Below are 23,575 nucleotides of genomic sequence, written 5' to 3'. Positions count from 1 at the left end.
CATGAATTTTGCTGTAACTCAGCTTAAACGCCAAGGACCTGACCGATTAATTTCCGGTCAGGTCCTTGTGATTTTTCAATAATATTACTTGCTCGCCGCCTGCTGCTCCAGATCAAGTACACCCTTATGAATCAGGTTGAATAGATCTTCCAGGTGTTCGGCCTCGATACAAGAGAAGGCTACGCGCAAGTCAGTAGCACCAAGAGCGATGGTGCCGATGCCGTACTCATTCAGCAAGTGAACACGCAGTGTTTCGGCATCAACTGTGCTCAGCTTCAGACACATGAAGTAGCCCGAGTTGAAGGGATAGTACGTCCATGCACCTTCGAATTTGCCGCTGTCGAGCAGTTGCTTCACACGGTTGGCACGGTCCTTCATAATATTGAACTTCTCGAGCTTTTGCTGGTCGAAGTCAGGGGACTGAAGCGCGCGCAGCACGAAGGTCTGGGACGGGTGAGGTCCGCTGGATATCGTCGCGCGGATAATGCCGGTCGTTTTTTGCTCCAATGCGCTAAGCAGGGATTCACTTTCTGCTGCGTATGTGATGAAACCAACACGGAAGCCCCACACATACTCTTCCTTAGTAGCTCCGTCGACCTTGATCGGGAGTATACGCGGATGAAGGTTAGCCAGTTGGCCGAAGAGGGACTCGGTCACGGAATCTTCGAAGAACAGACTGAAGTATGCGTCGTCTGTAACAGCTACGATGTTAATACCCGCTTCAGCACCGGCTAACAAGGCAGCAACGATTTCTTTGCCCTCAGCAGGAGTAGGTGTGTAGCCGGTCGGGTTGTTCGGGAAATTGAGGATGACAATCGCTTTGCCTTTGCTGCTTTGAGCAAGAATGGCTTCGCGAAGCGCATCAGCATTGAATGTATTCTGGTCATTATATAGAGGGAAGTTAACGATTTCAGCGCCTCGGCGTACGCCGAAGGTCAGTTCGTAGTTCTCCCAGTTCTTATCAGGGAATATAACAGCATCGCCCACATCCGCGAACAAGTCCGCTACAATGCTGAGGCCATGAGTAAGGGCATTCGTAACGACTGGATTGCCGAATCCTTTGCCTTGCACGGAAGGGTTCTCCACGATCATCTTATCGCGCCATGCCTTGCGGAGCTCAGGCTTCCCAGCGGGAGGGGCGTATTCGTACAAATCTTTGGGTGCATAGGCGCTGAGTGTATCTTGAATAGCCTTGAGGTGCATAGGTTGGCCGTCCTCGAGAGCGATTCCGATGGTAGCGTTGTAAGCTTTTGCTTTTACCTTAGCTTCAGCGGATTGACTTAAGATGCCTTCTTTGGGAAAGTAAATCGCTTTGCCAAGCCCGGACAGCATGTCAAATACATGTGTGTTTTCTTGTTGAATCGTCTGGTTCAATTGTTTCACAAGTGGGTTCATTATTTTAAACATCCTCCAGTAGGTTTCAATCGACTTCAGTCGTTATTATACCATTAGTAATGGGAGGCGTCACCACTAAGCACAGGCAGCTTGTAAGGTATAGAAGGCATTAAACTTACCAATACAGATCATTATAGGGAACAAACAAGAATTTCTTTCCGTGCGATGGTAATGTACAATAGAGGAATAGGAATACTCGACTAGGAGAGAACTCGTCCTTTTAGTCCGAAAGGAGCTTGCTACTATGAATCCGAAACTTAGAGCGGCGGGCATAATGATCCGACAGGGGCAATCGACACATGATCGGGCAGGAGAACGGGAAGTGCTTGTACAATGCGACGAGGATGAATCGTTCTATCGGTTTGCAGGGGGTACTGTGGAATATGGCGAGACAGCTTCTGAAGCGATTATCCGTGAATTTATGGAGGAGTATGACCTGGAGGTTGTGGTAGGCGCATTGTTGGTTGTGAACGAGCATTTTTTCCAATATTACGGCAAAGAGCATCATCAAGTTACTTTGATTCACCGCTGTGAGCTCCTTGTGACCAATGATATTCCAGAGCCGCTATGGCATAAGGAGCATTCCTCCGTCAAGCTGGTATGGCGTTCGTTATCTCAGTTGAAGAAACGGCCCGTCTATCCGGAAGGGATCTTCGCCATGTTAGAGCAAGAGGTCCCGAGCATCACCCATTTGGTGACGGGGAGAGCTTATAAGAACTCGTAATTCCAGACACCAAACGCTATATGGTTATAATGAACAGCCCCCGACTGCTTGATGTCGGGGGCTGCTCTTATTCAGAAAACATGGTTCAAACCGAACACGATGGTGAAGAACAAAACGAAGAACAACAGGATCCAATCGATATACGAGCGTTGGTTCGAATTGGCTTTGTGGAACAAATACGCCAGGAACAAATAAATCGTAAACATCCCGCTCACGTAACGGGCTCCGCTCAGTAGGGCGCTAGCTGAGTATGAAATAATCAGGTAGGAGAAGGAATAAAGGGCATAAGAGAGTCTTATTTTGTTAGTCATATAGATCAACAGCCCGAACGATATGAAGAACAGGATGATTTGCGGTAAGTATACCCCGACGTTGAACAGGGGCTTGTTGTAGGTAAGGGCTCTGCGCATATGCTCCGCCAGATTCTCAGCAAAAAAGCCGAAAGTCTGTCCCCAATGGTCTTCTTGATGAAACAGGAATCGGAACCAATCCCCGCTGACGATCTTATTAATCAGCAAATAGATGAAAATACCGACCGCAGGAAGGATTGCACCGATAAGGCCCGGGAACAGACCGCGCAGCCAAATACGAATGCGTCCTTCCTTTAATAAGGCTATCCAATTCTGCTGCACGGCCATCTCTATTACGATAGGAATTGCCAACAGCACACCCTGGTTTCTTGTTAACGCCGCCAGCATGCCGAATGCCCCGGCCAATAGCCATCGAGACTTGCGCATGGAGTAGAAGCTCAGAATGCAGAGTGTTACAAAGACGGATTCCGTATAGATGATGCTGAAGAAGAACGAGAACGGGAACAGCAAGAAATATTTGGCAGTAGACGAAGCTAGCTCTGAATCCCTCCACTCCAACTCCACCAACCGAACCAAGTAATACAACCCGATTAATAGGAACAGGTTAGAAACTGCAATAGCAGCCAGATAATAACTCGGAATGATGAAGTGAAACAGTTTAATCAGAAAAGGATAAAGAGGATAAAACACAATGAGGTTCTGATCTTGTCCGGTCGATTGATAACCGTTCATTGCAATATTGATGTAGTGGTAGGAATCATATTCGAACCACCACCCGCCCAGAATCCAAAGGATATCTTCGCCCGACGCTGTAGCAGCTGCATAGCTGACAGAGGCGCCGATTATGAGTAACCGGGTAACAATGAACAGGCCGGCGATTCGTTTCCATATGTGCAGCGGACTAAGCGGTTGAAATGCCGTTACTGGATGCTGCTTGTAAACAAGCTTACTGAGCCAACTTCCCGATTTCACAATTCGGCCGTACATTCCTAATTCTCCTGCCGCTTTGCCCAATAGGAAGACAAAACTGACAATAACGATGAGTATAGCTGATATTTTCACGAGTACAGGCAATAATTCCATGTTTGTTTGACCCTTTTTCTATATATGTATTGGATGAGTTCACCCGTTATAAGACGTTGATTATACTGGAAAAGTTTCACTTGAAAAAAAAGGTGCCAGCCTTATAGAGTAAGGGGCACCGTTCGCTATTTGTACATTCCAAAAAGCGCCATCAGGAATACTCGAGCTTATTTGACGTGTAACGTTCCGAGCTCTTCGCCCATACTAACCTTGGAACCGACCTGCAGGTCCTGGCGAGGAGTCATAATACCTGACTCTGTCAAGAGCACTACTGTTGATCCGAACTCGAAGTAGGCCAAGTCGCCTCCACGTTCTAGCTGATCCGTCAGGTCTTCGGTATATCGGATACTGCTCACATTCATAGCGCCTACTTTTACCACCGCTAACTCGCCATACTCATGCTCGATATAGGTAATTAAACGTTCATTGCGGCTAAGTACACGCTTCATCTGCGTCAGACCGAAATCGTTGACGGGATACACTTTGCCTGGGACATGCTCCTTCTCCACGATAACTCCAGCTGCAGGAGAATGGATGCGGTGATAGTCGGTCGGGCTCAAATACAACACAAAGTAATAGCCATTCTTATAATTGACTTGACGAGGAGAGCGATTGAGCAGCTCATCAATGGTATAGTCCTGCCCTTTCACGTTAAGCAATTGGCCAGAATCAATACGTCCCATCCCCGTAATAAGTGCATCAACAGGGCTGACAAGTGAATCGGGGTGCTCGTGAATCGGGCGTAGCCCGGGTTTAAGCTTCCTTGTGAAAAATTCATTAAGCGATCTGTATTCATGTACTGCTTTTTCCGCATCTTCTGTTCGAATACCATATAGTTTGGCGAAGCGGGGGATGAAGACGCGGCTTGCACTCGATTGTGCAAAAGCACCCGTAATACTGGAGATCCATTTTCGTGAGGAAAGCTCAGTTAACAATCGGAAAAAGGGTCGATTCATGAAAAGGGGTCACCTGACTCTTTCGTAATCGGTAAACTGCGTCAGCCTAATATTGACACAGAAAGCAGTCTAAATCAATAGATAGCAACATGAAAAGCGACCTTGACTGGGCCGCTTGAATGATTAGTGTTCCGTATCTGGATTGGAATCGAGCTGTAACTGAAACAGACGTTCCGTCTTTTTGTATTCTTGACAGGAGAGGCAGGTTGCAGCGTTAATGCTGATAGGAGTGGAGCAGCCTGCGTACTTGATGCACTGGATAGGTGTTTTGTCATCGGGATCGGGGAACACTTCTACACAGTAACGGCAATTGGATATAAGATCCTTGGTTACCAATAACATCAATCGTTTTAAACGAGTTAATTCTTCCATCAAGTCGCTCCTCACAAACAGGCATGATCATAAATACAATCGCTGCCGGGGGCAACGACTGACGCCTATGAGCAGCCCGGCTATCGTGGAGCAAGGTGTCGAGTAGACGACCTTCTGCCCTGTAGATCCGTGGATTTGCGTCACCGCCTTTCGGCCGGTTTTGCCATTTATCAATATTCACGAAACGTTAGAATTATAGTACCATATGAAAAGTCAATTTGTCACTAATTGACAATTAGGACGAATGCAAAGTGTTGTAATTGACAAAATGGAAATGCATGTTAAGATAAATGTGTCACTAGGGGAGCCTGATAAGGCTGAGACTGGATGCTTGCATCCTAGACCCTTTGAACCTGATCTGGTTTGTACCAGCGTAGGGAAGTGGGACGTACTCATTCGAATGAATATCGAATAGTCATCCACCCTCTGCGAGGGTGGATTTTTTGTGTTCCACCCCAATAATCTAATGGAAGAAGAAGGAGTGAGAGTTCATGTTCAAATCTTTGAAGCTGACTGATATTCTGGTCACGGTGGTCATTGCGGTTGTATTCGCGATTGTGTACAAATTGTGGTCCCCTCTGTACTATGCTGTGAAGCCGTGGGGGTTCCAGTTGGATCAGCTCATCTACCCGATGTGGTTCATGGCGGCAACTGTAGCATTTCTTATTATTCGGAAGCCTGGTGTTGCACTTATTGCTGAGCTTGCTGCTGCATCCGGTGAATTCGTAACGGGTTCGGAGTGGGGCGTGTCCGTTTTTATGGCAGGAATTCTGCAAGGACTTTTCGCAGAACTTGTATTTGCTGCTTTTCGGTATAAGAAACATTCGCTTGCTGTTGCTTCGTTAGCTGGTGTGGGAGCATCGGTCGGATCTCTGCTGATGGATTTGTACTACAATTATATTGACGATCTATCGCTCTGGAATGTAACGATTCTTCTGGGTTCTCGTATGATAGGTTCGGTCATCATATGTGGTGTATTCGCCTACTACTTAGTAAAAGCATTGGAAGCAACAGGTGTGACGAATCTGGTTCGCCCGCCAAGCAAAGCGGATTATGATCTGCTTAACCGGCCATGAGTGAAGCCGCGGCAGTCGCGAAGCTGAGACTTGCTTTTCCTGGAGGGCAATCATTGTTATTCCGTGATCTCGATTTGTCCGTCCGTTGCGGGGAGAAAGTATTGCTTCTTGGTCCTAGCGGCTGCGGGAAATCAACGTTACTCCAGGTGTTGACAGGAATTATTCCGAATTCAGTTGAGATGCCCATCAAGAGTGAACGGCAACTGATTCCGCAGTCGTGGGGTTTTGTATTTCAAGATCCTGATACCCAATTTTGTATGCCTTATGTGGACGAAGAGCTAGCTTTTGTCTTGGAAAATCTGCAAGTGCCGCGAGAGAAGATGGCATCCAGGATTGCAGAGCTTCTATCTCGAGTCGGATTGAGTCTGGAATCCATTCATACCCCGATCCAAGAGCTGTCCCAGGGAATGAAGCAGAGGTTGGCGATCGCTTGTGTGTTGGCATTGGAGCCAGAAGTATGGTTCGTGGATGAACCGACGGCTTTGCTCGATGATGTCGGCACGAAGCAGGTGTGGGATACGCTGAAGGAAGCAACGATCGGGAAGACTTTGATTATCGTCGAACATAAAATTGATGAGATAGCCGAATTCGTAGACAGGGTCGTCGTGCTGGATGCTCAAGCGACAATAGTTGCGGATGGCCCAACACAAGATGTCTTCTCCGAGATGAGGAATCGATTAACTGCAGAAGGAATCTGGATTCCTGGTATATGGAAGGATTACCTTCAGGGCGAACGTTACCGACAGCTAATGGAGGGCAAGAAGGTTGAATCGGCTTCTCCCGAGCATGAATTGCTGACGCTCAGCAATTGGACCGTTCTGCGCGGTAAGCGGGAAAAGCTGTTCGTACAAGACGTGCAAGTGCATGCTGGCGAGTGGATCTCTATCATCGGGGCGAACGGAGCGGGGAAGAGCACGATGTTATTAGCGCTGCTGCAGCTGCTGCGCACGACTGGTCATTACACTTTGCTCGGACAGCCCGTTACACGCCGCTCAGACAGCCCGGCTCGTGAACTTGCGCTAGTGTTCCAGAATCCGGAATACCAGTTCGTCACGAACTCGGTGCAAGCTGAGATTGCATATACCCTTCAGATGGCTTCTATGGATCAGCAGGATATTGAGCGGTATGTGGAGCAGTCGCTTGAAGAGTTCGAGCTGACTGGACGGAAGAATAATCACCCTTATCAGCTATCTATGGGGCAGAAGAGAAGACTCAGTGTTGCGGCCGCTGCTGTTAAGCATCATCGTGCGCTGCTATTGGACGAGCCGACATTCGGTCAGGATGCACGTAATACGTTCGCCATTCTGGAGAAATTGGAGCGGCATCGTCAAGGTGGGACAACGATTCTCATGGTTACCCACGATCCTTATATTGTAACGAATTTTTCCACAAGGGTCTGGACCATCCGTGAAGGCCGTCTTGCTCAAGATATGAAGGTTGAAGCTTATAACGAGCAGTATAATGAACAAGAAGCAGGAGGTCCTGTCCTATGCATATAAAATGGACCAACCGCGAAACCTGGCTGCATCGTGTTAATCCTTCTTTGAAGCTGTTCGTCGCTGTAGTTATCTTCTTGTTTGTATTGATGCAGCATAATCTGAATGTATTGATGTATGGTGCGGTCGTTCCCTTGCTGCTGTTTATCGGGTATACGGGACAATCCTGGCGAAGGCTGCTGCTGTTCAGTATCCCAACTGCCATTTTGGTGGTGTCTTCGATGTCTTCAATGATGTTTTATGGACTGGGCGACAATACATGGTTCCAGTGGGGGCTGATCCGTATATCGGAGGAGAGTTTTTACCGAGGCTTGCATATCGGGTTCAAATCTCTTCATTTTGCCCTGATCGGTCTGTTATTCGCTTTAACGACCAAGCCCGTCTCCTTGTTTTATTCGCTTATGCAGCAGCTCAGGCTACCTCCCAGATATGCGTATAGCTTCATGGCTGCCCTGAGACTGCTGCCCATGATGGCGGAAGAGTTCCAGACTCTGCGCCATGCCCTGATTGTTCGCGGTGTGCCGCCTCACAGCAGCTGGAGGGCTCCGTACGCGACGATCAAGGCATACGCAGTGCCTATGCTTGCACAAAGTATTCGGCGGGCACAACGGATTGCTATCGCCATGGAGGCCAAGCGATTCACGCAGTCAAGAGAACGCACCTATTATTATCGGATTGGCTTCTCATTCGCAGATCTAGCATTCGTGCTTTACTGGCTTCTGTTAGGGGCAGCAGCGATCCGGCTTGGATGGCAGCACCCTTTTGTTCCCATTACAGATGTACGTTATAACGGATAATGCCGTTCGAAGAGAGGACTTGACACTTAATGAAATTTACAGATCAAATAAGGCTTGCTTCAAAAGACAGCTGGGAGGCTAGCTTCCGTCATCCCTTCGTATTGGGAATTGCGGACGGAACTCTTCCGCTCGATTGCTTTCGTTATTACATTCTGAATGACTCCTATTACTTATCCGTATTCGCCCAGGTTCAGGGATTGGGAGCCGCGAAAGCTCATGATCTGCATACATCTGGACGAATGGCAGCTCATATTCAGGGGACTTACACAACGGAATTGGCTATGCATGAGAAATTCTCTCGATTGTTGAACATTACGCCGGAAGAGAAACAATCCTTCATCCCTTCTCCTACCGCATACGCTTATACATCCCACTTGCTGCGTGCCGCGTATACCGGCCACATTGGCGATATTGTTGCGGTTATGCTGCCGTGCTACTGGCTGTATCTGGAGATTGGCGATCGTCTTAAAGGGGCAGAGCCCGAGGAACCTATTTATCGAGAATGGATTGGAACATATGGTTCGGAGCGATTCAGAGAAACGGTTCAGGAGCAGATCGATCGTCTAGACATGATCGCGGAGCAAGTTCATCCGAATGAACGGGCACGAATGAATCAGCATTTTGTAATTAGCAGCAAGTATGAATACCACTTCTGGGAGATGGCGTACCGTCAAGAAAAGTGGTCTGTATAGCAAGGCTGTATTAAGAACGGACTTTCTGTCTATGCTTGTGATGAGGTGATAGACATGAAGGTCCTAATCGCGATAGGCACTCTTACAGTTCCGCTTCTTTTCATCGTACTTCAGTGGGTGTCCATCAAAATCAAGAGAGTGTTAGATCTATTGGTGATTATCTGTGCATTTGTTGTCTCAATCACAATTGCTTTCGCAGTACAACAGTCGGTTTCGAATGATACAGTATTTACGACAGATGTCCATAAAGTACTTCACAACAACTTGTTTCTGTGGGCTTCCGCCTATGTTGGTTTGTATGGATTGTACCGATTATTGTTAGGTTTGTTGAGAGAATATAGGAAGGGCGGCTAACCAGGCATAAAGACCAGTAAGATGGTCTTTTATGACTGGAGCCGCCCTTGTTTGTTGTTGTCACGCCTATGTATGACACGAATGAGCCGTGTAAGTAAGCCACCAGATGGAGTCGCCTACATGGATCCGAAGCTCCTGTGTATAGGGTCCGAAATATAACAACAATTGGTCTTCCAAATAATAATCAGTTAACATTTCGAATTTGGTGCCGCTGCATAAGGTTCGAAACTTATAGGAGCTCTGCCCCCCAGGATGTTGTATCAATTCGCCTCCAGTATGTTGGGAATACACATTGTCTGAAATAAAAACGACTGCGCCATGACCAATTCTCGTGTGAAACTGATTCAGAAAGCTCGGAATATGTTGTATTGGAATTTGGGAGAGCCAGAAGTTCGCCATACCCGCATTAAAAATTCCTGGAACTTTGCTCCACTCATAAGTGTCACCCTTGTCTGAAACCGTAGAATCCGTCAGAAGAGAGGCAGAAAGAGCAGAATGCTGCATGCTGCTTGAGATCTCGATTGCTGTAATGCGGTTCACTGCAGGTGTGGCACGTTGTGTCCAATAACGGGATCCGCTGGTGATTTCTAGAACATCCCTCGAATGAAGAGCTGTTCGCATCGCTTCCTCTAGGTCTAATAGTTCTCCTCGCCTGTTAGGATTATTCTGATCATAGAATTGTTCGTACTGCTGCGCCTGACTATCATTGTTGTAGTGCTGCTGCATGTCACTCCTCCTGCAAGGTTGTGCTAAAGCAATTAAGGCTCATGCCGATCATGTTGCTGTTGTTCGGGCAGAAGTGCTTGCTGCTTTTGCTTGCGGCGATAACGGATTTCAAGCACAATGCACAGGGTAAACGTAACAGCACCCAACAATAGAAACCATTTGAACATAGGGTCGTTCACAGTCATTAATAACATCTCAACTCTCCTTTTTTGATGGAAACTATCAATAATTCCCATATAATCCTAGCATATACTTCAAATTATAAACCAACAATAGAATAATCGGCAACATTATTTTGAAGAAATTTCAAATGTTTTATACTGAGGGGCAGAGGTGAGACTATCATGACGTTCGGTGCCCGCTTGAAACGAGCTAGAAACAGCAAAAGGTTGACCCAACATGAGGTGTCCAAACTCCTTGGATTGAATTTTACAACGATCTCCAAATATGAGAACGATAAGTCTCAGCCGGATAATGATACGTTAATGAAGATTTGTCAGTTATACGATGTATCGCTGGACTGGCTAGTGCTTGGTGAGATTAAGCCAATATCGGACGAGCCCTATGCCAAGCCTATGGTATACATCGATGGTGAGATGGAAGAATTAACAGCAGATGAGGCGCGTCATCTGAAGGATAGTCTGGAGATGTTCCGATTGCTGAAGGAAAAGCGTGAGAAGTACGACAGCGGCAGCTCGAAGATGAAGCGATAAGGGGAAAAGTTTCAGTTCTAGAAAGATATACGAGACCTCTAAAAGTGGTCAAACAGGGAAGAGCGTCACCAGTGTCTGAATGCACTGTGTGACGCTCTTCTTTGCGTACAATGTTTTTTTAATGATAAACCAGCTATTACAAATTATAGTTGGTTAAGTTCTAACCAACAAATCCTGTATGCGGATCGGACGGTGTTCGGCGATCGATTGATTGGCTGCTGCCCCGATTAGCAAGGACATAGCTCCGGCACGCGAGCCTGCTTGTTGACCTAATGGGTCGGCGATGTCGCGAGCGAACAGCATTCGGCGCAGTCGCTTGTCACCTCCGCCATGATCATGGATGGAGCGTTCTACTTGTACAGTAGTTTGCTCCCCCTTCTGATTATAGATTTGAATGGCCCGGAAGGGATCATGCACATGGGCTCCGCTATGGTAATCCTGTGCTTCAATTCTTCCTCGAGTCCCTACAAAGGTCGTCTTCCAACCTTCATATGGACTGTACGCGTTCAATGAATAGGTGAGAAGAGTGCCTCTGTGATACTTGACGTTAAGTGACATCGTGTCATAAATATCTATATCTTCACCGAATACGCATTGATCACGGTAGTAACCATCATGCTGTTCCGCTTCTTGGTAGTACGTTCTTGTGAAGTCACTGGAGCCAATGTCGAAGTAATGATCACATTCACTCGCGTGTGCGCAAGACGAGCACCGTTCGCCGTTGGTCTCACCATTGGAACCGTAATATAGAAGAGCACCGTTCGCATACACAGACTCCGGCTCATCATCCAACCACCAATTCACCATATCGAAGTGGTGAGTTGATTTGTGGACCAACAGTCCCCCGCTGTTCTTCATCTGTCTGTGCCATCTTCTGAAGTAGTCCGCTCCATGAACTCGGTCAAGCGTCCATTCAAGAGTAACACTTTGAATAGGCCCGATTGTTCCTTCTGCGATCAGTTCCCGGATGCGGGCAACGTAAGGTATGAATCGGCAGTTGAACGTAACGATAACCTGTTGCCCTGTCCGCTCCTCAGCTTCGAGGATCGCTCTGCACTTGGCTGCATCGATCGTCATCGGCTTCTCGGATATGGCATCGCAGCCTGCTTCGAGCGCACGTATGATGTACTCATCATGGAGGCTGTCCGGCGTTGTGATGATGAGTGCATCCGGTTTGCCGGCGGCGATCATGTCGTCGAAGTCCTTGTAGGTCGGCACTCCCCCGCAAGTCTCGCTCATGATTCGCGCCCGTACTGGATTGGGGTCACAGATCCCGATCAGCTTGGCATGCTCCTTCAGCTCAGTGGCAATCGGTTGGGCGAACATTTGAAGCGCCCTGCCTCCTGCCCCGACAATAGCGTAAGTTTTCATCTAACACTCTCCTCAATAGTAATCGATTACTATGAGTTTAACATCTGTTTAAAATTTTGCCAATACAATAAAATCGCCTTTATAAAATAAGATTCAAACGGTTATTATCCCGATTGATAGTTATGGATGTTACCGAATTGGTGTCTCACAATGATTCCTTCACCTGCAAGCAGACTGGCTCGTTCTAAGGCATGTAACAATAAGGCAGAGTCAAGGATAACTTCCGTCCTATAAGTACGAGGAATGATCTTGTCCATTGATGGGAAAGAACCCACGGATTATCGTTCTCAACTGGCTGTTGGGGATAACGAATTTGTGATCGAAATGGTCGGATCTCGGCATGGCCGGAAATTCTTCACCATCAACGCCTGCTAGATGAAATACAGTCGAATCAGAGCGTATATCAGTTAGTTCACCTATCTTTCATCATGCACAGAAGTGAAATGCTGTTCAATTAACTTGCGAATGAAATCAGACTTGGTAGTTTGGTTGGAAGCAATTATGTGCTCAATCTGTTCCCACACATCCTTGGATAAGGTTAGAGACACTTTTTTTGTAATTCCAATGCGCTTTCTGCCGGCACCAGCCCGAGGACCGCCTTTAGTCAGAAGAAGGCTGAGTTGTCCTTCCGTATTCGGGATGAATAATTTGTTGTTCGGTTCTGAGTCCATGCTTGTTGAATCACCCTTTCATTAATATATTGAATAAGGTCACCTAAATCAATCGATATTCTAATTATACTTTAACAAAATGATGCCAATCTTGCAATACTTAAACAGCGCTATCAACTGAGTATGGTCTATATGCTACAATGGTATTAAAACTCCTCGAAATGAGTGTTAACATATGATATTGGTAGAAGTGATGAGTGAATTGGAATTGCTAGGTTCGGAGCAGACCAAGAAAACTTTTTTTCGCCATGGGGTGAAGGAGCCTTTATATGGAGTTAAAGTAGGGGATTTGAAAAAGCTCGTAAAGCTCGTGAAAAAGGATCAGCCTCTAGCGTTGTCTTTATACAATACTGGAAATCATGATGCGATGTACTTGGCAGGATTGACGGTAGATCCGAAGACGATGAGTAAATCGCAGCTTCAGGACTGGGTAGGAAAAGCTTACTGGTACATGTTGGCTGAATATACGGTAGCTAATGTCGCCGCAGAAAGTGCTTATGGTCGTGAGCTGGCGCTTGAGTGGATTGACTCTGAGGAAGAGATGGTTGCCACATGCGGTTGGAGCACATACAGCAGTTACGTAATGATTACACCAGACGAAGCGCTGGATCTGGAGGAGATTCACGGTCTGTTGAAAAGAGTGCAGGGTAACGTTCACAAAGAGAAGAATCGCGTTCGATATACGATGAACAGCTTTGTAATTGCAGTCGGCTCTTCCGTCTCTGCTCTCCATGACGAGGCGATTCAAGTGGCGAACAAGATTGGTGCTGTCCATGTTGATGTTGGGCAAACTGCATGCAAGGTGCCACTCGCCGAGGAATACATTGCAAAAGTAGAAGCAATGGGCAAGCTCGGCGTCAAACGGAAAACTTGTATTTGTTGATGGACGCTCCTTGATCGAAATGTAGATCAGAGGGTGGAGGGCGGGTCCTATCGTTTCTTCATTTCATAAAATTCGCAAGCGTTTCTTTCTCGATAGCTCAAGTCACTAACACCGGCTTGTGTCACAATAAGACTATCGCTGAAACGAGTAATGATTACCCCCGAATCAATCATTTGATCATTTAGAAATATTCGAATAGGCGTTTGTTTCTCTACCGCTTCTTGAAAATCCAAATCGGTAAGCAGTTGACGGTTATGGGCCATTATAAATCTCCTTCTCGGTAAATCCGGATCTAATCATACATAGTATTGTAACAAAGGAGCAGTCAAAACAATAGTCCAGCACAAGCGTAACATTTCCCCATACCAGAAGTAGGTTCCCAATCAGGAGGAGGATTGAACAAGTGAAGTTACAAGAGCTTCTGAACCATTTACCTATCTCGCGTTTGGAAGGAATCCTAGATGTTGAGGTTACTGGGATTAAACAAAATTCGCAGGATGTGATGCCTGGCGATATATTCGTGTGTATACCGGGTATTCCCGGGTTTCAAGTGGATCGCCATCCTTATGCAGAGGATGCAGTCCGGGCGGGTGCGGTCGCAATTGTTGTAGAGCGGGCAGTAAATGTGAAGGATGTGCCAACGATCCAAGTGCCAGATGCGCGTCATGCTATGGCGGTTATGGCTTCGCATCTATATGGATACCCTAGCCGTGATCTGAAGCTGATCGGTGTGACGGGAACGAACGGTAAAACCACTACGTGTCATATGATCGAAGCCATTCTAGCTTATGCAGGATTCACTACAGGACTGATGGGCAATATCGGCACGAAGATCGGGGAGACGTTGTTCGAGACGGATATTAATACGCAGCAGCCCCCAAAATTACAGTCCAATTTGCGTAGAATGGTCGATGCAGGCACGCACTATGCCGTTATGGAAGTGACCTCTCAAGGGCTGCATATGGGCCGGGTATTGGGCTGTGAATATCGTACTGCTGTATTCACTAATCTAACACAGGATCATTTGGACTATCATGGAACCATGGATGCGTATTTAGCGGCAAAAGGGTTGTTGTTCTCGGGATTAGGAAATGCATTCTCACCAGACCCTGACGAGCGTAAATATGCCATTCTTAATGCAGATGAAGAAGCATCCTCAATGCTTCGTTCCGTAACGGCTGCACATGTTGTTACTTATGGATTAGGGGAGGCTGCTCTTGTAAGAGCAGTTGAAATTAAGCTTACTGCGCAAGGTACACATTTCCGATTAGTTAGTTGGGCTGGAGAGATACCTGTTAAGCTGCGGATGGTTGGGACTTTTAACTTGTATAATGCGCTTGCTGCAATTACGGTAGGCTTGACGGAAGGAATCCCGCTTAAGGTCATTCAAGAGGGCTTGGAGACGCTCACTGGTGTACCCGGACGGATGGAGGTAGTAGATGAAGGACAAGATTACCTTGTGCTAATCGATTATGCGCATACACCGGATGGATTGGACAAAGCGCTCTCTGCTATAAAAGAATTTGCGGAGGGCAGAATCATCACTGTATTTGGTTGCGGTGGAGATCGGGATCGCGGAAAGCGGCCTATTATGGGCAGTATCGCCGCCCAATATAGCGATTATGTAATTGTAACTTCAGACAATCCGCGTAAGGAAGATCCCTTTCGGATTATGGCTGATATTGAGGGTGGGTTATGCGTTCCTGAAGCCGTGCAGCTGAGTGTTCAGTATGAGCTCATCGCCGATCGGGAGAGTGCCATCAATAGGGCGATCAAGCTTGCAGAGCCTGGCGATATCGTTATAATTGCCGGCAAAGGACATGAGACCTATCAAATTCTGCATGACGGTACTGTTTCTTTCGATGATCGAGAGGCAGCGCGGGACGCTATAAGGGAAAAGTAGTCGAAACTTATACCAGATTAGAGAACCGCCAGGCTAGCCTGACGGTTTCTCTTGTTCATTCATCAGCTTCTATTAAACTAGACAGTACTTTGCCAATAGAGTCATGAATGACGTAATTCGCATAGCCATCATAACGAGTCGTTGATTTATTAATAAGCAATAGATGATTTCCTTTATAGTGATCAACCAGACCTGCAGCAGGATATACAGATAATGAGGTTCCTGCAACGATCAGCACCTCAGCCTTAGCAATCCTGGCTGCAGCATCTGCAAAGAGCTCCTCGTCCAAGCCTTCCTGATAGAGCACCACATCAGGTTTGATGATACCTTTACATCTAGAACAATGGGGGATAACGCCTTCGGTTTCCATGACATAATCCAGTGTGTAGAACGTTCCGCATCCCAAGCATGAATTGCGGTGAATCGATCCATGAAGCTCGAGGACGGTCTTGCTGCCAGCTTGTTGATGCAGCCCGTCAATATTCTGCGTAATGACCGCTCTTAGGGAACCCTTCGCTTCGAGGGCCGCAAGTGTAAGGTGTGCAGCATTCGGTATGGCAAGCGGGTGAATCATTTTCTCTTTGTAGAACCGGTAGAATTCCCCGGTATGTTCCGTGAAGAAGGTATGACTTAATATTTGTTCCGGAGGATGCTCAGTCCCGTGCTTCGTCTGGAATAATCCATTCTGAGAGCGGAAGTCCGGTATGCCGCTCTCCGTAGAAGTTCCTGCTCCTCCGAAGAATACGATATTATCGCTGTTCTGGACGATGGATTTAAGCTCGCTTATGTTCATCAGCAGGTCCTCCCTTGTATGATCCGTTTCCCTTCCTATATTTTATAGAAAATTGGTATGCAAAGAAAGGAGAGCCTATGAATGCTCTAAGCTCTTATCACAGAATTTACTTCATAGCGCTCATAACCGCGATCTGTTTGTTGGCGGACTCCATGCTCTATGTGGTGCTGCCGATTTATTGGAGAGAAGCTGGACTGACGTCGCTGTATGAGGTCGGTATTATTCTTTCCGTCAATCGCTTCATACGCCTGCCTCTCAATCCCATCGTCTCCTGGATCTATACAAGAATAAGCATCAAAACAGGGTTGATGCTGGCTGTATTATTCACAGGAGTCGTTACTTTTCTGTACGCGGAAGCGCAAGGATTCTGGTTCTGGTTCGTGTTGCGATGTTTGTGGGGTGTGATATGGACTTTTCTGAGGTTAGGGGCATTTTATGCTTTATTGGATTTATCCACCGATCAGAACCGCGGCTTTCTTATGGGCAAATATAACGGCATTTATCGATTGGGAAGTTTGTTCGGCATGTTGATCGGAGGATGTTTCGTTGGACTTGCCGGCATGGATACGATCTTCATGTTGTTCGCAGGTCTTACAATCGCAGCCTTGTACTTAGTCCACAAATACATAACCACTTCAAGTCCCCACAGTACGAATACAAGAGCAAGAACAGGATGGAAAGGAGCTATCCAAACAACCGCCGGTTATCTCAAAATCAAGCAAGTATGGTTAGTGCTTGCATCCGGTCTTGTGATCTCCTTCATCATCCAAGGGATGTTCAACTCGACGTTAAGCTATATTCTCGAAAAACAACTAATTGTATATGGCGGCGGCTTTCTTGTTAGCGCGACCGTTCTATCTGGGTTGATTCAAGCTTTGAGATGGACTTGGGAGCCTTGGTTGGCTCCGTGGATCGGAAGAAAGTCCGATCAATCCCGTACTAGGGTTCCGATACTGATGCTCACATTAGTGGCTTGCGCCGTCATGTTCGTCTTGGTTCCCCTGCCTATCCCTATGATAGCATGGTTCAGTGTTCTCCTAATCATTCAGATTGCGGCTACACTGTTGACTACTATTATGGATACGATCGCTTCCGATCTTTCTACTCAGTTCACGGATCGCGCAGCGGTAATCACGATCTATTCGATGATGCTTGATTTAGGATCAGCCATAGGCCCTGTGCTTGGATACATGTTCGAGATCCCGGTCATGTATACGGCTGCTGCTATCCTGTTCGTTATGGTTGCGGGATGTTGGATGCTAGTTCCGAGATCTAAGAATCATATGGTCCATTGATCATGCACAATTCCGACCAGATACCATTCGTTGTTACTGTTCTCGAACACCAGCTTCAAGCTGGCCCAATCCATACCTTCGAATTTTTTGTCAAAGCTGCTGAAATGATACTCCACAATTATAGCTAAAGGATATACTGTGCGTGTGTTATTGATTGTATTGCCTTTTCCGATTGGATCGTTGTAGCTTAGCTTCTCCGGCTTGGCAAAGTCATGGTTATAGATGAATTTGGTGTAGTAGTCAGCGAACTTAAGGTTGATTGGATCCCCTGAGCCATCATAGCTTCCCCAATTATGAACGGTCGTATCGGTAAGCAGATTTGGAATTTGCGAAGCTTTGAACATTAGATTGGCCTTTTTATCGACAAAAGTGTAAGGGGAGAAGCGAACACCGAGCTCAGGATGGACAAAGGTTGCGAGTTTCTTCATGTCTTTTTCCTTGAGAGCGGTAATTACTGCTGCAGAGCGATCGGCAATCATTTTTTTGGCTTGCTCTGAGGGAACATTGCCGCTGATGGGAGAAGCCGACGGACTCGGAGTGGGGTTTAGTTTGGGTGACGAGGTCGGACTTGCACTTGGACTTATACTTGGACGGATTGAAGGTTGTTGTGTTGAATTTGCGGATGCGCTCGGTGACGGTGATGATTCATTTGCATGGTTAGAAGCACAGCCTGCCATTAGTATACATACACACGAAAAGATGCATATTACTAGAAAGTTTCGATTCGGATTCATGAATAAAACACCCTTTCTTGATCTATGTCTATTTTTATTGACGCGGATTTATTGGTAAAAGTTGCTTAATAAGCTTGAAATCAGCGGGGCTGTCAGTACTAAAAATGGATCAAGAAAAACAATTGACAATTATGATAAGCCCTTATAGAATAGTAACAGGGTAATAAAAAGTAAGTACGGAATTAATAGTAATCTAATAACTTAAATCATTGGAGGCAATACAAAATGGCAAATTCAAAATGGGTAGTAGACGCATCGCACAGCAGCATCGATTTCTCCGTAAGACATATGATGATTGCAAAAGTAAAAGGGACTTTCCACACTTTCGAAGCGCAAATTAATGCAGATTCAAACGATCTCACTACGGCTTCAATTAAAGTTGAAATTGATGTGAACAGTATCGACACACGTAACAACGATCGTGACAATCACCTTCGCTCCGCAGATTTCTTCGATGTCGAGAACAACCCTAAGATGACCTTCGAGTCTACAACAATTGCTAAGACAGGTGAAGGTGAGTATGATGTAGCTGGTAAGCTTACCATTCGCGGTGTTACTCGTTTTGAGACGCTTGCGGTAACCTTCGAGGGAGCGGGTAAAGATCCTTGGGGTAATGAAAAGGTTGGTTTCAGCGGAACCGGCGCTATTAAGAGAAGTGATTACGGGTTGACTTATAACGCAGCTTTGGAAACAGGCGGCGTGCTCATCGGAGATGAAATAAAAATTTCAATTGAAATCGAAGCTGCTAGTCAGGCTTAATTAGATGTAAGGGAACGGCTATCAAGGAGCAATCCTGATGCCGTTCTTTATTTTATTCAGAATGGGGTAATAGTGATGGACCATAAATCGATTATTAGCAGAGGGATTAGCCGTAAATGGGGAGTAACGACCAAGGCGGGGAATGGGCCGCATCTGCGTGTCGGACAAGTGTTGAAGCCTGGGCTGTGGAAAGAATATGATCCCTTCCTGTTCATGGCGGAGGATTGGTTCCAGCAAGGCACATTTGACTTCCATCCGCACCGCGGGATAGAGACGGTTACTTATGTAATAGAAGGCAAGCTGAAGCATGAGGACAACTACGGGGGCTACGGGGTGTTAGAGCCAGGAGATGTGCAGTGGATGACCGCAGGCCGTGGGATTATTCATTCTGAAGATCCTTTGCCTGGTGAGACCGTGCATAGTCTGCAATTGTGGGTTAATCTGCCTCGCACGGATAAGATGGCGGAGCCCCGCTATCAAGATATAAAAGCGGCGAATGCGCCTGTACGTAAGGAAGAGGGAGCCATTGTCCGAGTATTCTCAGGTGAATCGGGTGGTGTTCAGGCGGTGACGTCGAACCACATACCTGTTACTTATGTGGAGATAGTTGTACAAGCAGGGGCTTCTGTGAGTCAGGACCTGCCTGGCAGCTACAATGGATTCATTTATATTCTGGAAGGAAAAGGCCGATTCGGAGTAGATGAAGTATCTGGCAGTGAACGAGAAGTGTTGTGGTTAGGTGCGGCAGAGGGTGCTGAGACGAGCGAAATAACCGTTCATGCTGATGAAGCATTGAGACTGATCTTGGTGGCGGGGCAGCCGATCCATGAACCTGTGGTCGCTTATGGCCCATTCGTCATGAATACAGACGAGGAAATCAAACAGGCGTTCGAGGACTATCGATCGGGTAAGTTCGGTCCCATTCCGAACTGAATTCCATAACAAAAGTAGGCTCACGCTGCCGTTCGCTTGATATTAGCGACCTGAGGTTGCTAATATCGGCGAATCAGCGGACGGAGAATACAATAAGGGCACTAACGTCCCTTATTGTTCTTCCGAGAGCCTATTGCAATGCCAATCTCCGAATTCAAGCATAACGCACTTTTACCTATAGGCCCGTCATTGCCACTTTTTCACTATTGTCGTCGGAATCTTGCATACTAATGTTGGCTCCAATGGAGGCGAATGCTTCCACGACATTCTCATAACCCCGTTCGATATGTTGTACTCCAGTAATCGATGTTGGACCTTCCGCAGCAAGACCAGCAAGAATCAGACAAATCCCTGCTCTAATATCGGAAGCATGAACCAGTGCTCCCTTTAGAGGCTGGCCCCCTTTAAGAACGGCAACCCCAGAGCGCACTTGAATATCTGCGCCCATCCGCTTCAATTGATAGGCGTGGTTGAAACGATCGGGATATACCCGCTCGCTTATAATGCTTTTCCCAGGCGCTTGTGTCAGAAGTGCAGTTATTGGTTGCTGCAGATCCGTAGGGAATCCTGGATACATAGCGGTTCTTACCCGTGTCGCCTTCAAAATGCCGGTTGAGTGAGCGGTGATAGAACTATCGGTGGTCTCGATATGTAATCCGATCTCAGTAAGCTTAGCGATACAAGTCTGCAGGTGTTCCGGTATCACATCCTGGACGGTGATGCTCCCGCCTGTAACGCCGGCAGCGATAAGAAACGCACCTGCAATGAGCCGATCGGGTATTACCGTGTATGTACAACCCTTCAAGTGAGTAACGCCCTCAATTCGAATCGTGTCTGTGCCTGCGCCAGTAATCTTAGCGCCCATCTGATTAAGCAAATTAGCGGTATCTGTTACTTCCGGATCTCTTGCGGCATTCTGCAGTACAGTTGTCCCTTTGGCGCGCACCGCTGCGAGCATCGTGTTCATCGTTGCTCCGGATGTGATCGTGTCGAAGAAGATTGTGGCGCCTTTGAGCTCTGCAGCTTCGACTTCGTAATAATCATTATGGAAGGTAAACTTGGCGCCCATTGCCTTGAAAGCTTTGATGTGTTGATCAATGGGGCGGTTCACGAAGTTATCTCCGCCAGGGTACCCGACCGTAACTTTACCGTGCTTAGCCAATAGAGAGCCTACGAAATAATAAGCTGTTCGAAAAGAAGAGGACTTCTTAGGGTCAAAGCAAGTGCTGTGGATGAAGCGAGGATCGATGCAAACGGCACCCGACCATTCCCTTTCTACCTTTAACCCAATTTCCAGACCAAGCTGACATACAACCCGAAAGTCCGCGATATCTGGAATACCGAGCAAATGGACGGGTTCATCGGCTAAGCAAGCCGCGGCGAGAAGGGATAGGGAGCTGTTCTTGGAGCCATATATTTTGACGTTTCCGTTAAGTTTATTCGTATGTTCGACTTGCAACCATTTCATTATCAATGTTACCTCCGAGTGATTGTTGCCCATAGGAAATTTATCCAACTTTGAGGGCATGCCATCATTATACATAAACGCTCTAGAAGATGGAAATCATTTGTGCTACCCTGAGTACAATAAGATGTAAATGTTTCGAAATGTAGCGGGGGATAGCCGATATGCGGACGGATTTGAAAGCTCGGAGTTTCATTGGAACGAAATATATAGATTGGCAGGACCCCGGCTATCACCAACATCCGTCATTGGAGATTAGTATCTTAATGGAGGGAAAAGGGGTCTTTCAATGGAAAGACAAGCTTGAAATGCTGGAGGCGGGCAATGTGGTGATCGTTCCTGCTTTTTTGGAGCATCGATTCGAGGGCATTGGGCAAAATCGCTACGGTGTTACTCATCTGGAGAATATTCCGGGCAAGCTTGCTGAGATGTTAAAAGGGCTCGTGCGTGACGAGAAGCCAACGGTATTCGCCTTATCCCCATTGGATAAAGAACGCTATGAACGCTTGTTCCGCGAATGGTTGCGGATTATGTCATCCCCGCTCAAAGAAAAGGTATGGACCGATACGGCATGGTCGGAAGTACTCGTCTTATTCTTATTGGAGCATTCCCAGACGGATCGGGCGGCGCTGTCGATTGCCAAGGCAGGGGATTGGATTCGCGAGAACTTGCAGCATGGTGTGCAAATATCGGAGCTTGCGGAGTTGGCCGGAATGACGGAGTCGGGATTCCGCAGATTGTTCGAGCAAATTTATAAGCTTAGTCCGAAGCAATACCAACAGCAATGCCGGATGGCGGAGGCCAAATGGCAGCTCAGCTCCTCGGAGAAGGATATGCTGGAAATTGCCGATTTAATCGGATTCTCCCGGCAGCATTCATTCTCGCTGTGGTTCAAAAAGCTCGAAGGGGTAGCTCCGTCGGAGTGGCGAAGATTGCAGCGAATGAACTTTGGTTAGTCTTTTTTGTGTATATAGTGTGGCGATTTCAATAAATACATTTAGGCCGAAACGTACTATTCTTGGGTGGAGTGGAAGAAGGTTAACCCAGAATATTTACGCAGGAGGCGTGGTTGGAATGACGGTAAGGGTTGGTTTTATCGGAGTCGGAGGAATGGCTGAGGAGCATATTAAAAGATTGCAAGCGTTAGAGGATGTTTCGATTACAGCCTTGTTCGATCTCAATCAGGCAAGGTCCCTAGAGGCTGCTGCCAGATTTAACGCCGTGTCTTATGAGAGCAGCGAGCAATTACTAGAGTCGGGCAGCGTGGATGCTTTATTCATATGCACTCCCCCTTTTGCAAGAGCAGGGATAGAAGCAGCAGCAGCCCGCAAAGGCATACATATACTAGCAGAGAAACCAGTCGGTCTGGACATGAAAGAAGTATGGGAGAATGAGAGGATCATTCGTGAGTCAGGAATCATACATTCCACCGGATATTGTTTGCGTTATATGGATATCGTTGCCAAGGCAAAAGCTTATCTCGCGGACAAGCAAATCGGGCTGGTCATGGCTTACAGGTTCGGCGATATGCCAGGCGTCCGATGGTGGAGAATGCAAGAGCAATCCGGTGGGCAGCTTGTCGAACAATCCACCCATCAGTTGGATTTGATTCGGTACCTGGCCGGTGATTTCAAAGAGGTTTCAGCGATTCACGAGCAGAGATATATGCGGCAATTCGATGATGAGGCGACTGCCTACGATGTAGGAACAGTCAATTTCGTCCTGCAATCCGGAGCGGTAGGCAATATTACTAGCACTTGCTTAGGGAAATATGTGGGTCGTAGCGCAGTAGAATTCTACGGGCATAATTTCTTCTTGTCGATCGATGGGACGACTCTCCGAATTGCAGATGACACCCAGGATATAATCGAGAAGTGCAAGCTGCAGTTTTACCATGAGCAGGACAAAGCATTTATCGAGGCTGTTCGCACAGGGAACCAGCAATTAGTGCTTGCCGATTACACGGAAGCAGCAAGAACACTAGAAGTAACCCTAGCAGCCAATGAATCGGCCGCTACTCGGAAGACGGTCATTTTGTAAGCTAGAGGATAGCAAGAATTAGATGCGATAAAG

Annotated in this window: 27 protein-coding genes and 2 riboswitches; of the genes, 15 read left to right on the top strand and 12 right to left on the bottom strand. The window is 46.9% G+C overall.

Translation table 11 applies throughout. The features are described from left to right. Positions 1-84: 84 nt before the first annotated feature. The gene (locus AC58QD_RS23520; protein WP_497337449.1) at positions 85-1,395 is read right to left on the bottom strand and encodes an aminotransferase class I/II-fold pyridoxal phosphate-dependent enzyme; all 1,311 of its coding nucleotides are present in this window, start codon (positions 1,393-1,395) and stop codon (positions 85-87) included. A 244-nt stretch (positions 1,396-1,639) separates the two neighbouring features. Here AC58QD_RS23520 and AC58QD_RS23515 point away from each other — a divergent pair, with 244 nt between their 5' ends. Next, positions 1,640-2,119, top strand: a complete 480-nt coding sequence (locus tag AC58QD_RS23515; protein WP_497337448.1) for an NUDIX hydrolase — start codon at positions 1,640-1,642, stop codon at positions 2,117-2,119. A gap of 71 nt (positions 2,120-2,190) precedes the next feature. Here the strand turns inward: AC58QD_RS23515 and AC58QD_RS23510 are convergent, their stop codons facing one another. The 3 genes from AC58QD_RS23510 to AC58QD_RS23500 all read right to left on the bottom strand — a co-directional run bounded on the left by AC58QD_RS23510 (position 2,191) and on the right by AC58QD_RS23500 (position 4,841). Then, positions 2,191-3,513, bottom strand: coding sequence for a mannosyltransferase family protein (locus AC58QD_RS23510; RefSeq protein WP_497337447.1), 1,323 nt, complete (start codon positions 3,511-3,513; stop codon positions 2,191-2,193). Positions 3,514-3,680: 167 nt separating this feature from the next. After that, complete coding sequence (gene asd / locus AC58QD_RS23505; protein WP_497337446.1) at positions 3,681-4,469, bottom strand: archaetidylserine decarboxylase; 789 nt, start codon at positions 4,467-4,469, stop codon at positions 3,681-3,683. Positions 4,470-4,592: 123 nt separating this feature from the next. Then, the gene (locus tag AC58QD_RS23500) at positions 4,593-4,841 is read right to left on the bottom strand and encodes a hypothetical protein (RefSeq protein ID WP_497337444.1); all 249 of its coding nucleotides are present in this window, start codon (positions 4,839-4,841) and stop codon (positions 4,593-4,595) included. 67 nt (positions 4,842-4,908) lie between these two features. Beyond that, positions 4,909-5,016: riboswitch (cyclic di-GMP riboswitch) on the bottom strand. Positions 5,017-5,131: 115 nt separating this feature from the next. Then, positions 5,132-5,238, top strand: a riboswitch (TPP riboswitch). 94 nt (positions 5,239-5,332) lie between these two features. Here AC58QD_RS23500 and AC58QD_RS23495 point away from each other — a divergent pair. Genes AC58QD_RS23495 through AC58QD_RS23475 form a run of 5 tightly spaced genes read left to right on the top strand, consistent with a single transcriptional unit; the run spans position 5,333 to position 9,256 of the window. Next, on the top strand, positions 5,333-5,917 hold the full coding sequence (locus tag AC58QD_RS23495; RefSeq protein ID WP_497337443.1) for an ECF transporter S component: 585 nt from the start codon (positions 5,333-5,335) through the stop codon (positions 5,915-5,917). Between the two features lie 53 nt (positions 5,918-5,970). Continuing rightward, entirely contained in the window at positions 5,971-7,416 is a 1,446-nt protein-coding gene (locus AC58QD_RS23490) for an ABC transporter ATP-binding protein (protein ID WP_497337442.1), read from the top strand. After that, entirely contained in the window at positions 7,407-8,210 is an 804-nt protein-coding gene (locus tag AC58QD_RS23485) for an energy-coupling factor transporter transmembrane component T family protein (RefSeq protein WP_497337441.1), read from the top strand. The genes AC58QD_RS23490 and AC58QD_RS23485 overlap by 10 nt, the downstream gene beginning before the upstream one ends. Before the next feature lie 29 nt (positions 8,211-8,239). Next, on the top strand, positions 8,240-8,902 hold the full coding sequence (gene tenA / locus AC58QD_RS23480; protein WP_497337440.1) for a thiaminase II: 663 nt from the start codon (positions 8,240-8,242) through the stop codon (positions 8,900-8,902). A gap of 54 nt (positions 8,903-8,956) precedes the next feature. After that, positions 8,957-9,256: a hypothetical protein gene (locus AC58QD_RS23475; protein WP_497337439.1), complete on the top strand. Its 300-nt coding sequence runs from the start codon at positions 8,957-8,959 to the stop codon at positions 9,254-9,256. Positions 9,257-9,322: 66 nt separating this feature from the next. Here AC58QD_RS23475 and AC58QD_RS23470 read toward each other — a convergent pair whose 3' ends face one another. Next, positions 9,323-9,982: a hypothetical protein gene (locus AC58QD_RS23470; protein WP_497337438.1), complete on the bottom strand. Its 660-nt coding sequence runs from the start codon at positions 9,980-9,982 to the stop codon at positions 9,323-9,325. A gap of 32 nt (positions 9,983-10,014) precedes the next feature. After that, positions 10,015-10,176, bottom strand: coding sequence for a hypothetical protein (locus AC58QD_RS23465; RefSeq protein WP_497337437.1), 162 nt, complete (start codon positions 10,174-10,176; stop codon positions 10,015-10,017). Between the two features lie 150 nt (positions 10,177-10,326). Here AC58QD_RS23465 and AC58QD_RS23460 point away from each other — a divergent pair, with 150 nt between their 5' ends. Continuing rightward, complete coding sequence (locus AC58QD_RS23460) at positions 10,327-10,695, top strand: helix-turn-helix domain-containing protein (protein WP_497337436.1); 369 nt, start codon at positions 10,327-10,329, stop codon at positions 10,693-10,695. Between the two features lie 153 nt (positions 10,696-10,848). Here the strand turns inward: AC58QD_RS23460 and AC58QD_RS23455 are convergent, their stop codons facing one another. Then, positions 10,849-12,066 (bottom strand): Gfo/Idh/MocA family protein, encoded by a 1,218-nt coding sequence (locus AC58QD_RS23455; RefSeq protein ID WP_497337435.1) that lies wholly within the window; start codon positions 12,064-12,066, stop codon positions 10,849-10,851. A gap of 416 nt (positions 12,067-12,482) precedes the next feature. After that, positions 12,483-12,737 (bottom strand): ribbon-helix-helix domain-containing protein, encoded by a 255-nt coding sequence (locus AC58QD_RS23450; protein ID WP_497337434.1) that lies wholly within the window; start codon positions 12,735-12,737, stop codon positions 12,483-12,485. A 175-nt stretch (positions 12,738-12,912) separates the two neighbouring features. Here AC58QD_RS23450 and AC58QD_RS23445 point away from each other — a divergent pair, with 175 nt between their 5' ends. Further along, positions 12,913-13,620, top strand: coding sequence for a DNA alkylation repair protein (locus tag AC58QD_RS23445; RefSeq protein WP_497337433.1), 708 nt, complete (start codon positions 12,913-12,915; stop codon positions 13,618-13,620). 47 nt (positions 13,621-13,667) lie between these two features. On the opposite strand, the gene AC58QD_RS23440 is transcribed toward AC58QD_RS23445, so the two are convergent. After that, entirely contained in the window at positions 13,668-13,883 is a 216-nt protein-coding gene (locus AC58QD_RS23440; protein WP_497337432.1) for a hypothetical protein, read from the bottom strand. Positions 13,884-14,023: 140 nt separating this feature from the next. Here AC58QD_RS23440 and AC58QD_RS23435 point away from each other — a divergent pair, with 140 nt between their 5' ends. Next, positions 14,024-15,523 carry a UDP-N-acetylmuramoyl-L-alanyl-D-glutamate--2,6-diaminopimelate ligase gene (locus AC58QD_RS23435; protein WP_497337431.1) on the top strand — a complete coding sequence of 500 codons (1,500 nt, stop codon included), beginning with the start codon at positions 14,024-14,026 and terminating at the stop codon, positions 15,521-15,523. Positions 15,524-15,578: 55 nt separating this feature from the next. On the opposite strand, the gene AC58QD_RS23430 is transcribed toward AC58QD_RS23435, so the two are convergent. Then, positions 15,579-16,316 (bottom strand): NAD-dependent protein deacylase, encoded by a 738-nt coding sequence (locus AC58QD_RS23430; RefSeq protein WP_497337430.1) that lies wholly within the window; start codon positions 16,314-16,316, stop codon positions 15,579-15,581. 77 nt (positions 16,317-16,393) lie between these two features. On the opposite strand from AC58QD_RS23430, the gene AC58QD_RS23425 reads away from it, so the two are divergent. Continuing rightward, positions 16,394-17,611 carry an MFS transporter gene (locus tag AC58QD_RS23425; protein ID WP_497337429.1) on the top strand — a complete coding sequence of 406 codons (1,218 nt, stop codon included), beginning with the start codon at positions 16,394-16,396 and terminating at the stop codon, positions 17,609-17,611. Here AC58QD_RS23425 and AC58QD_RS23420 read toward each other — a convergent pair. Continuing rightward, the gene (locus AC58QD_RS23420; protein ID WP_497337428.1) at positions 17,596-18,039 is read right to left on the bottom strand and encodes a hypothetical protein; all 444 of its coding nucleotides are present in this window, start codon (positions 18,037-18,039) and stop codon (positions 17,596-17,598) included. The two genes, AC58QD_RS23425 and AC58QD_RS23420, sit on opposite strands and share 16 nt — an antisense overlap. Between AC58QD_RS23420 and AC58QD_RS23415 the strand changes: the two genes are divergently transcribed. From AC58QD_RS23415 to AC58QD_RS23405, 3 genes are all read left to right on the top strand, one after another. Continuing rightward, the gene (locus tag AC58QD_RS23415) at positions 18,038-18,403 is read left to right on the top strand and encodes a hypothetical protein (protein ID WP_497337427.1); all 366 of its coding nucleotides are present in this window, start codon (positions 18,038-18,040) and stop codon (positions 18,401-18,403) included. The two genes, AC58QD_RS23420 and AC58QD_RS23415, sit on opposite strands and share 2 nt — an antisense overlap. Positions 18,404-18,570: 167 nt before the next feature. After that, positions 18,571-19,104 carry a YceI family protein gene (locus AC58QD_RS23410; RefSeq protein ID WP_497337426.1) on the top strand — a complete coding sequence of 178 codons (534 nt, stop codon included), beginning with the start codon at positions 18,571-18,573 and terminating at the stop codon, positions 19,102-19,104. Positions 19,105-19,179: 75 nt separating this feature from the next. Next, a complete protein-coding gene (locus AC58QD_RS23405) occupies positions 19,180-20,037 on the top strand; it encodes a pirin family protein (RefSeq protein WP_497337425.1) in 858 nt (285 codons plus the stop codon). A gap of 175 nt (positions 20,038-20,212) precedes the next feature. Here the strand turns inward: AC58QD_RS23405 and murA are convergent, their stop codons facing one another. Then, complete coding sequence (gene murA / locus AC58QD_RS23400) at positions 20,213-21,505, bottom strand: UDP-N-acetylglucosamine 1-carboxyvinyltransferase (protein ID WP_497337424.1); 1,293 nt, start codon at positions 21,503-21,505, stop codon at positions 20,213-20,215. A gap of 161 nt (positions 21,506-21,666) precedes the next feature. Here murA and AC58QD_RS23395 point away from each other — a divergent pair, with 161 nt between their 5' ends. Both AC58QD_RS23395 and AC58QD_RS23390 read left to right on the top strand, forming a co-directional pair. Further along, complete coding sequence (locus AC58QD_RS23395) at positions 21,667-22,458, top strand: helix-turn-helix domain-containing protein (RefSeq protein ID WP_497337423.1); 792 nt, start codon at positions 21,667-21,669, stop codon at positions 22,456-22,458. Between the two features lie 118 nt (positions 22,459-22,576). Then, positions 22,577-23,542, top strand: coding sequence for a Gfo/Idh/MocA family protein (locus tag AC58QD_RS23390; protein WP_497337422.1), 966 nt, complete (start codon positions 22,577-22,579; stop codon positions 23,540-23,542). The last annotated feature ends 33 nt before the right edge of the window (positions 23,543-23,575 follow it).

It is taken from the genome of Paenibacillus sp. J2R1T-4 (assembly GCF_059692235.1).
Note: the sequence above shows the minus strand (reverse complement) of the source record. Positions and strands in the feature narration are given on the sequence as shown.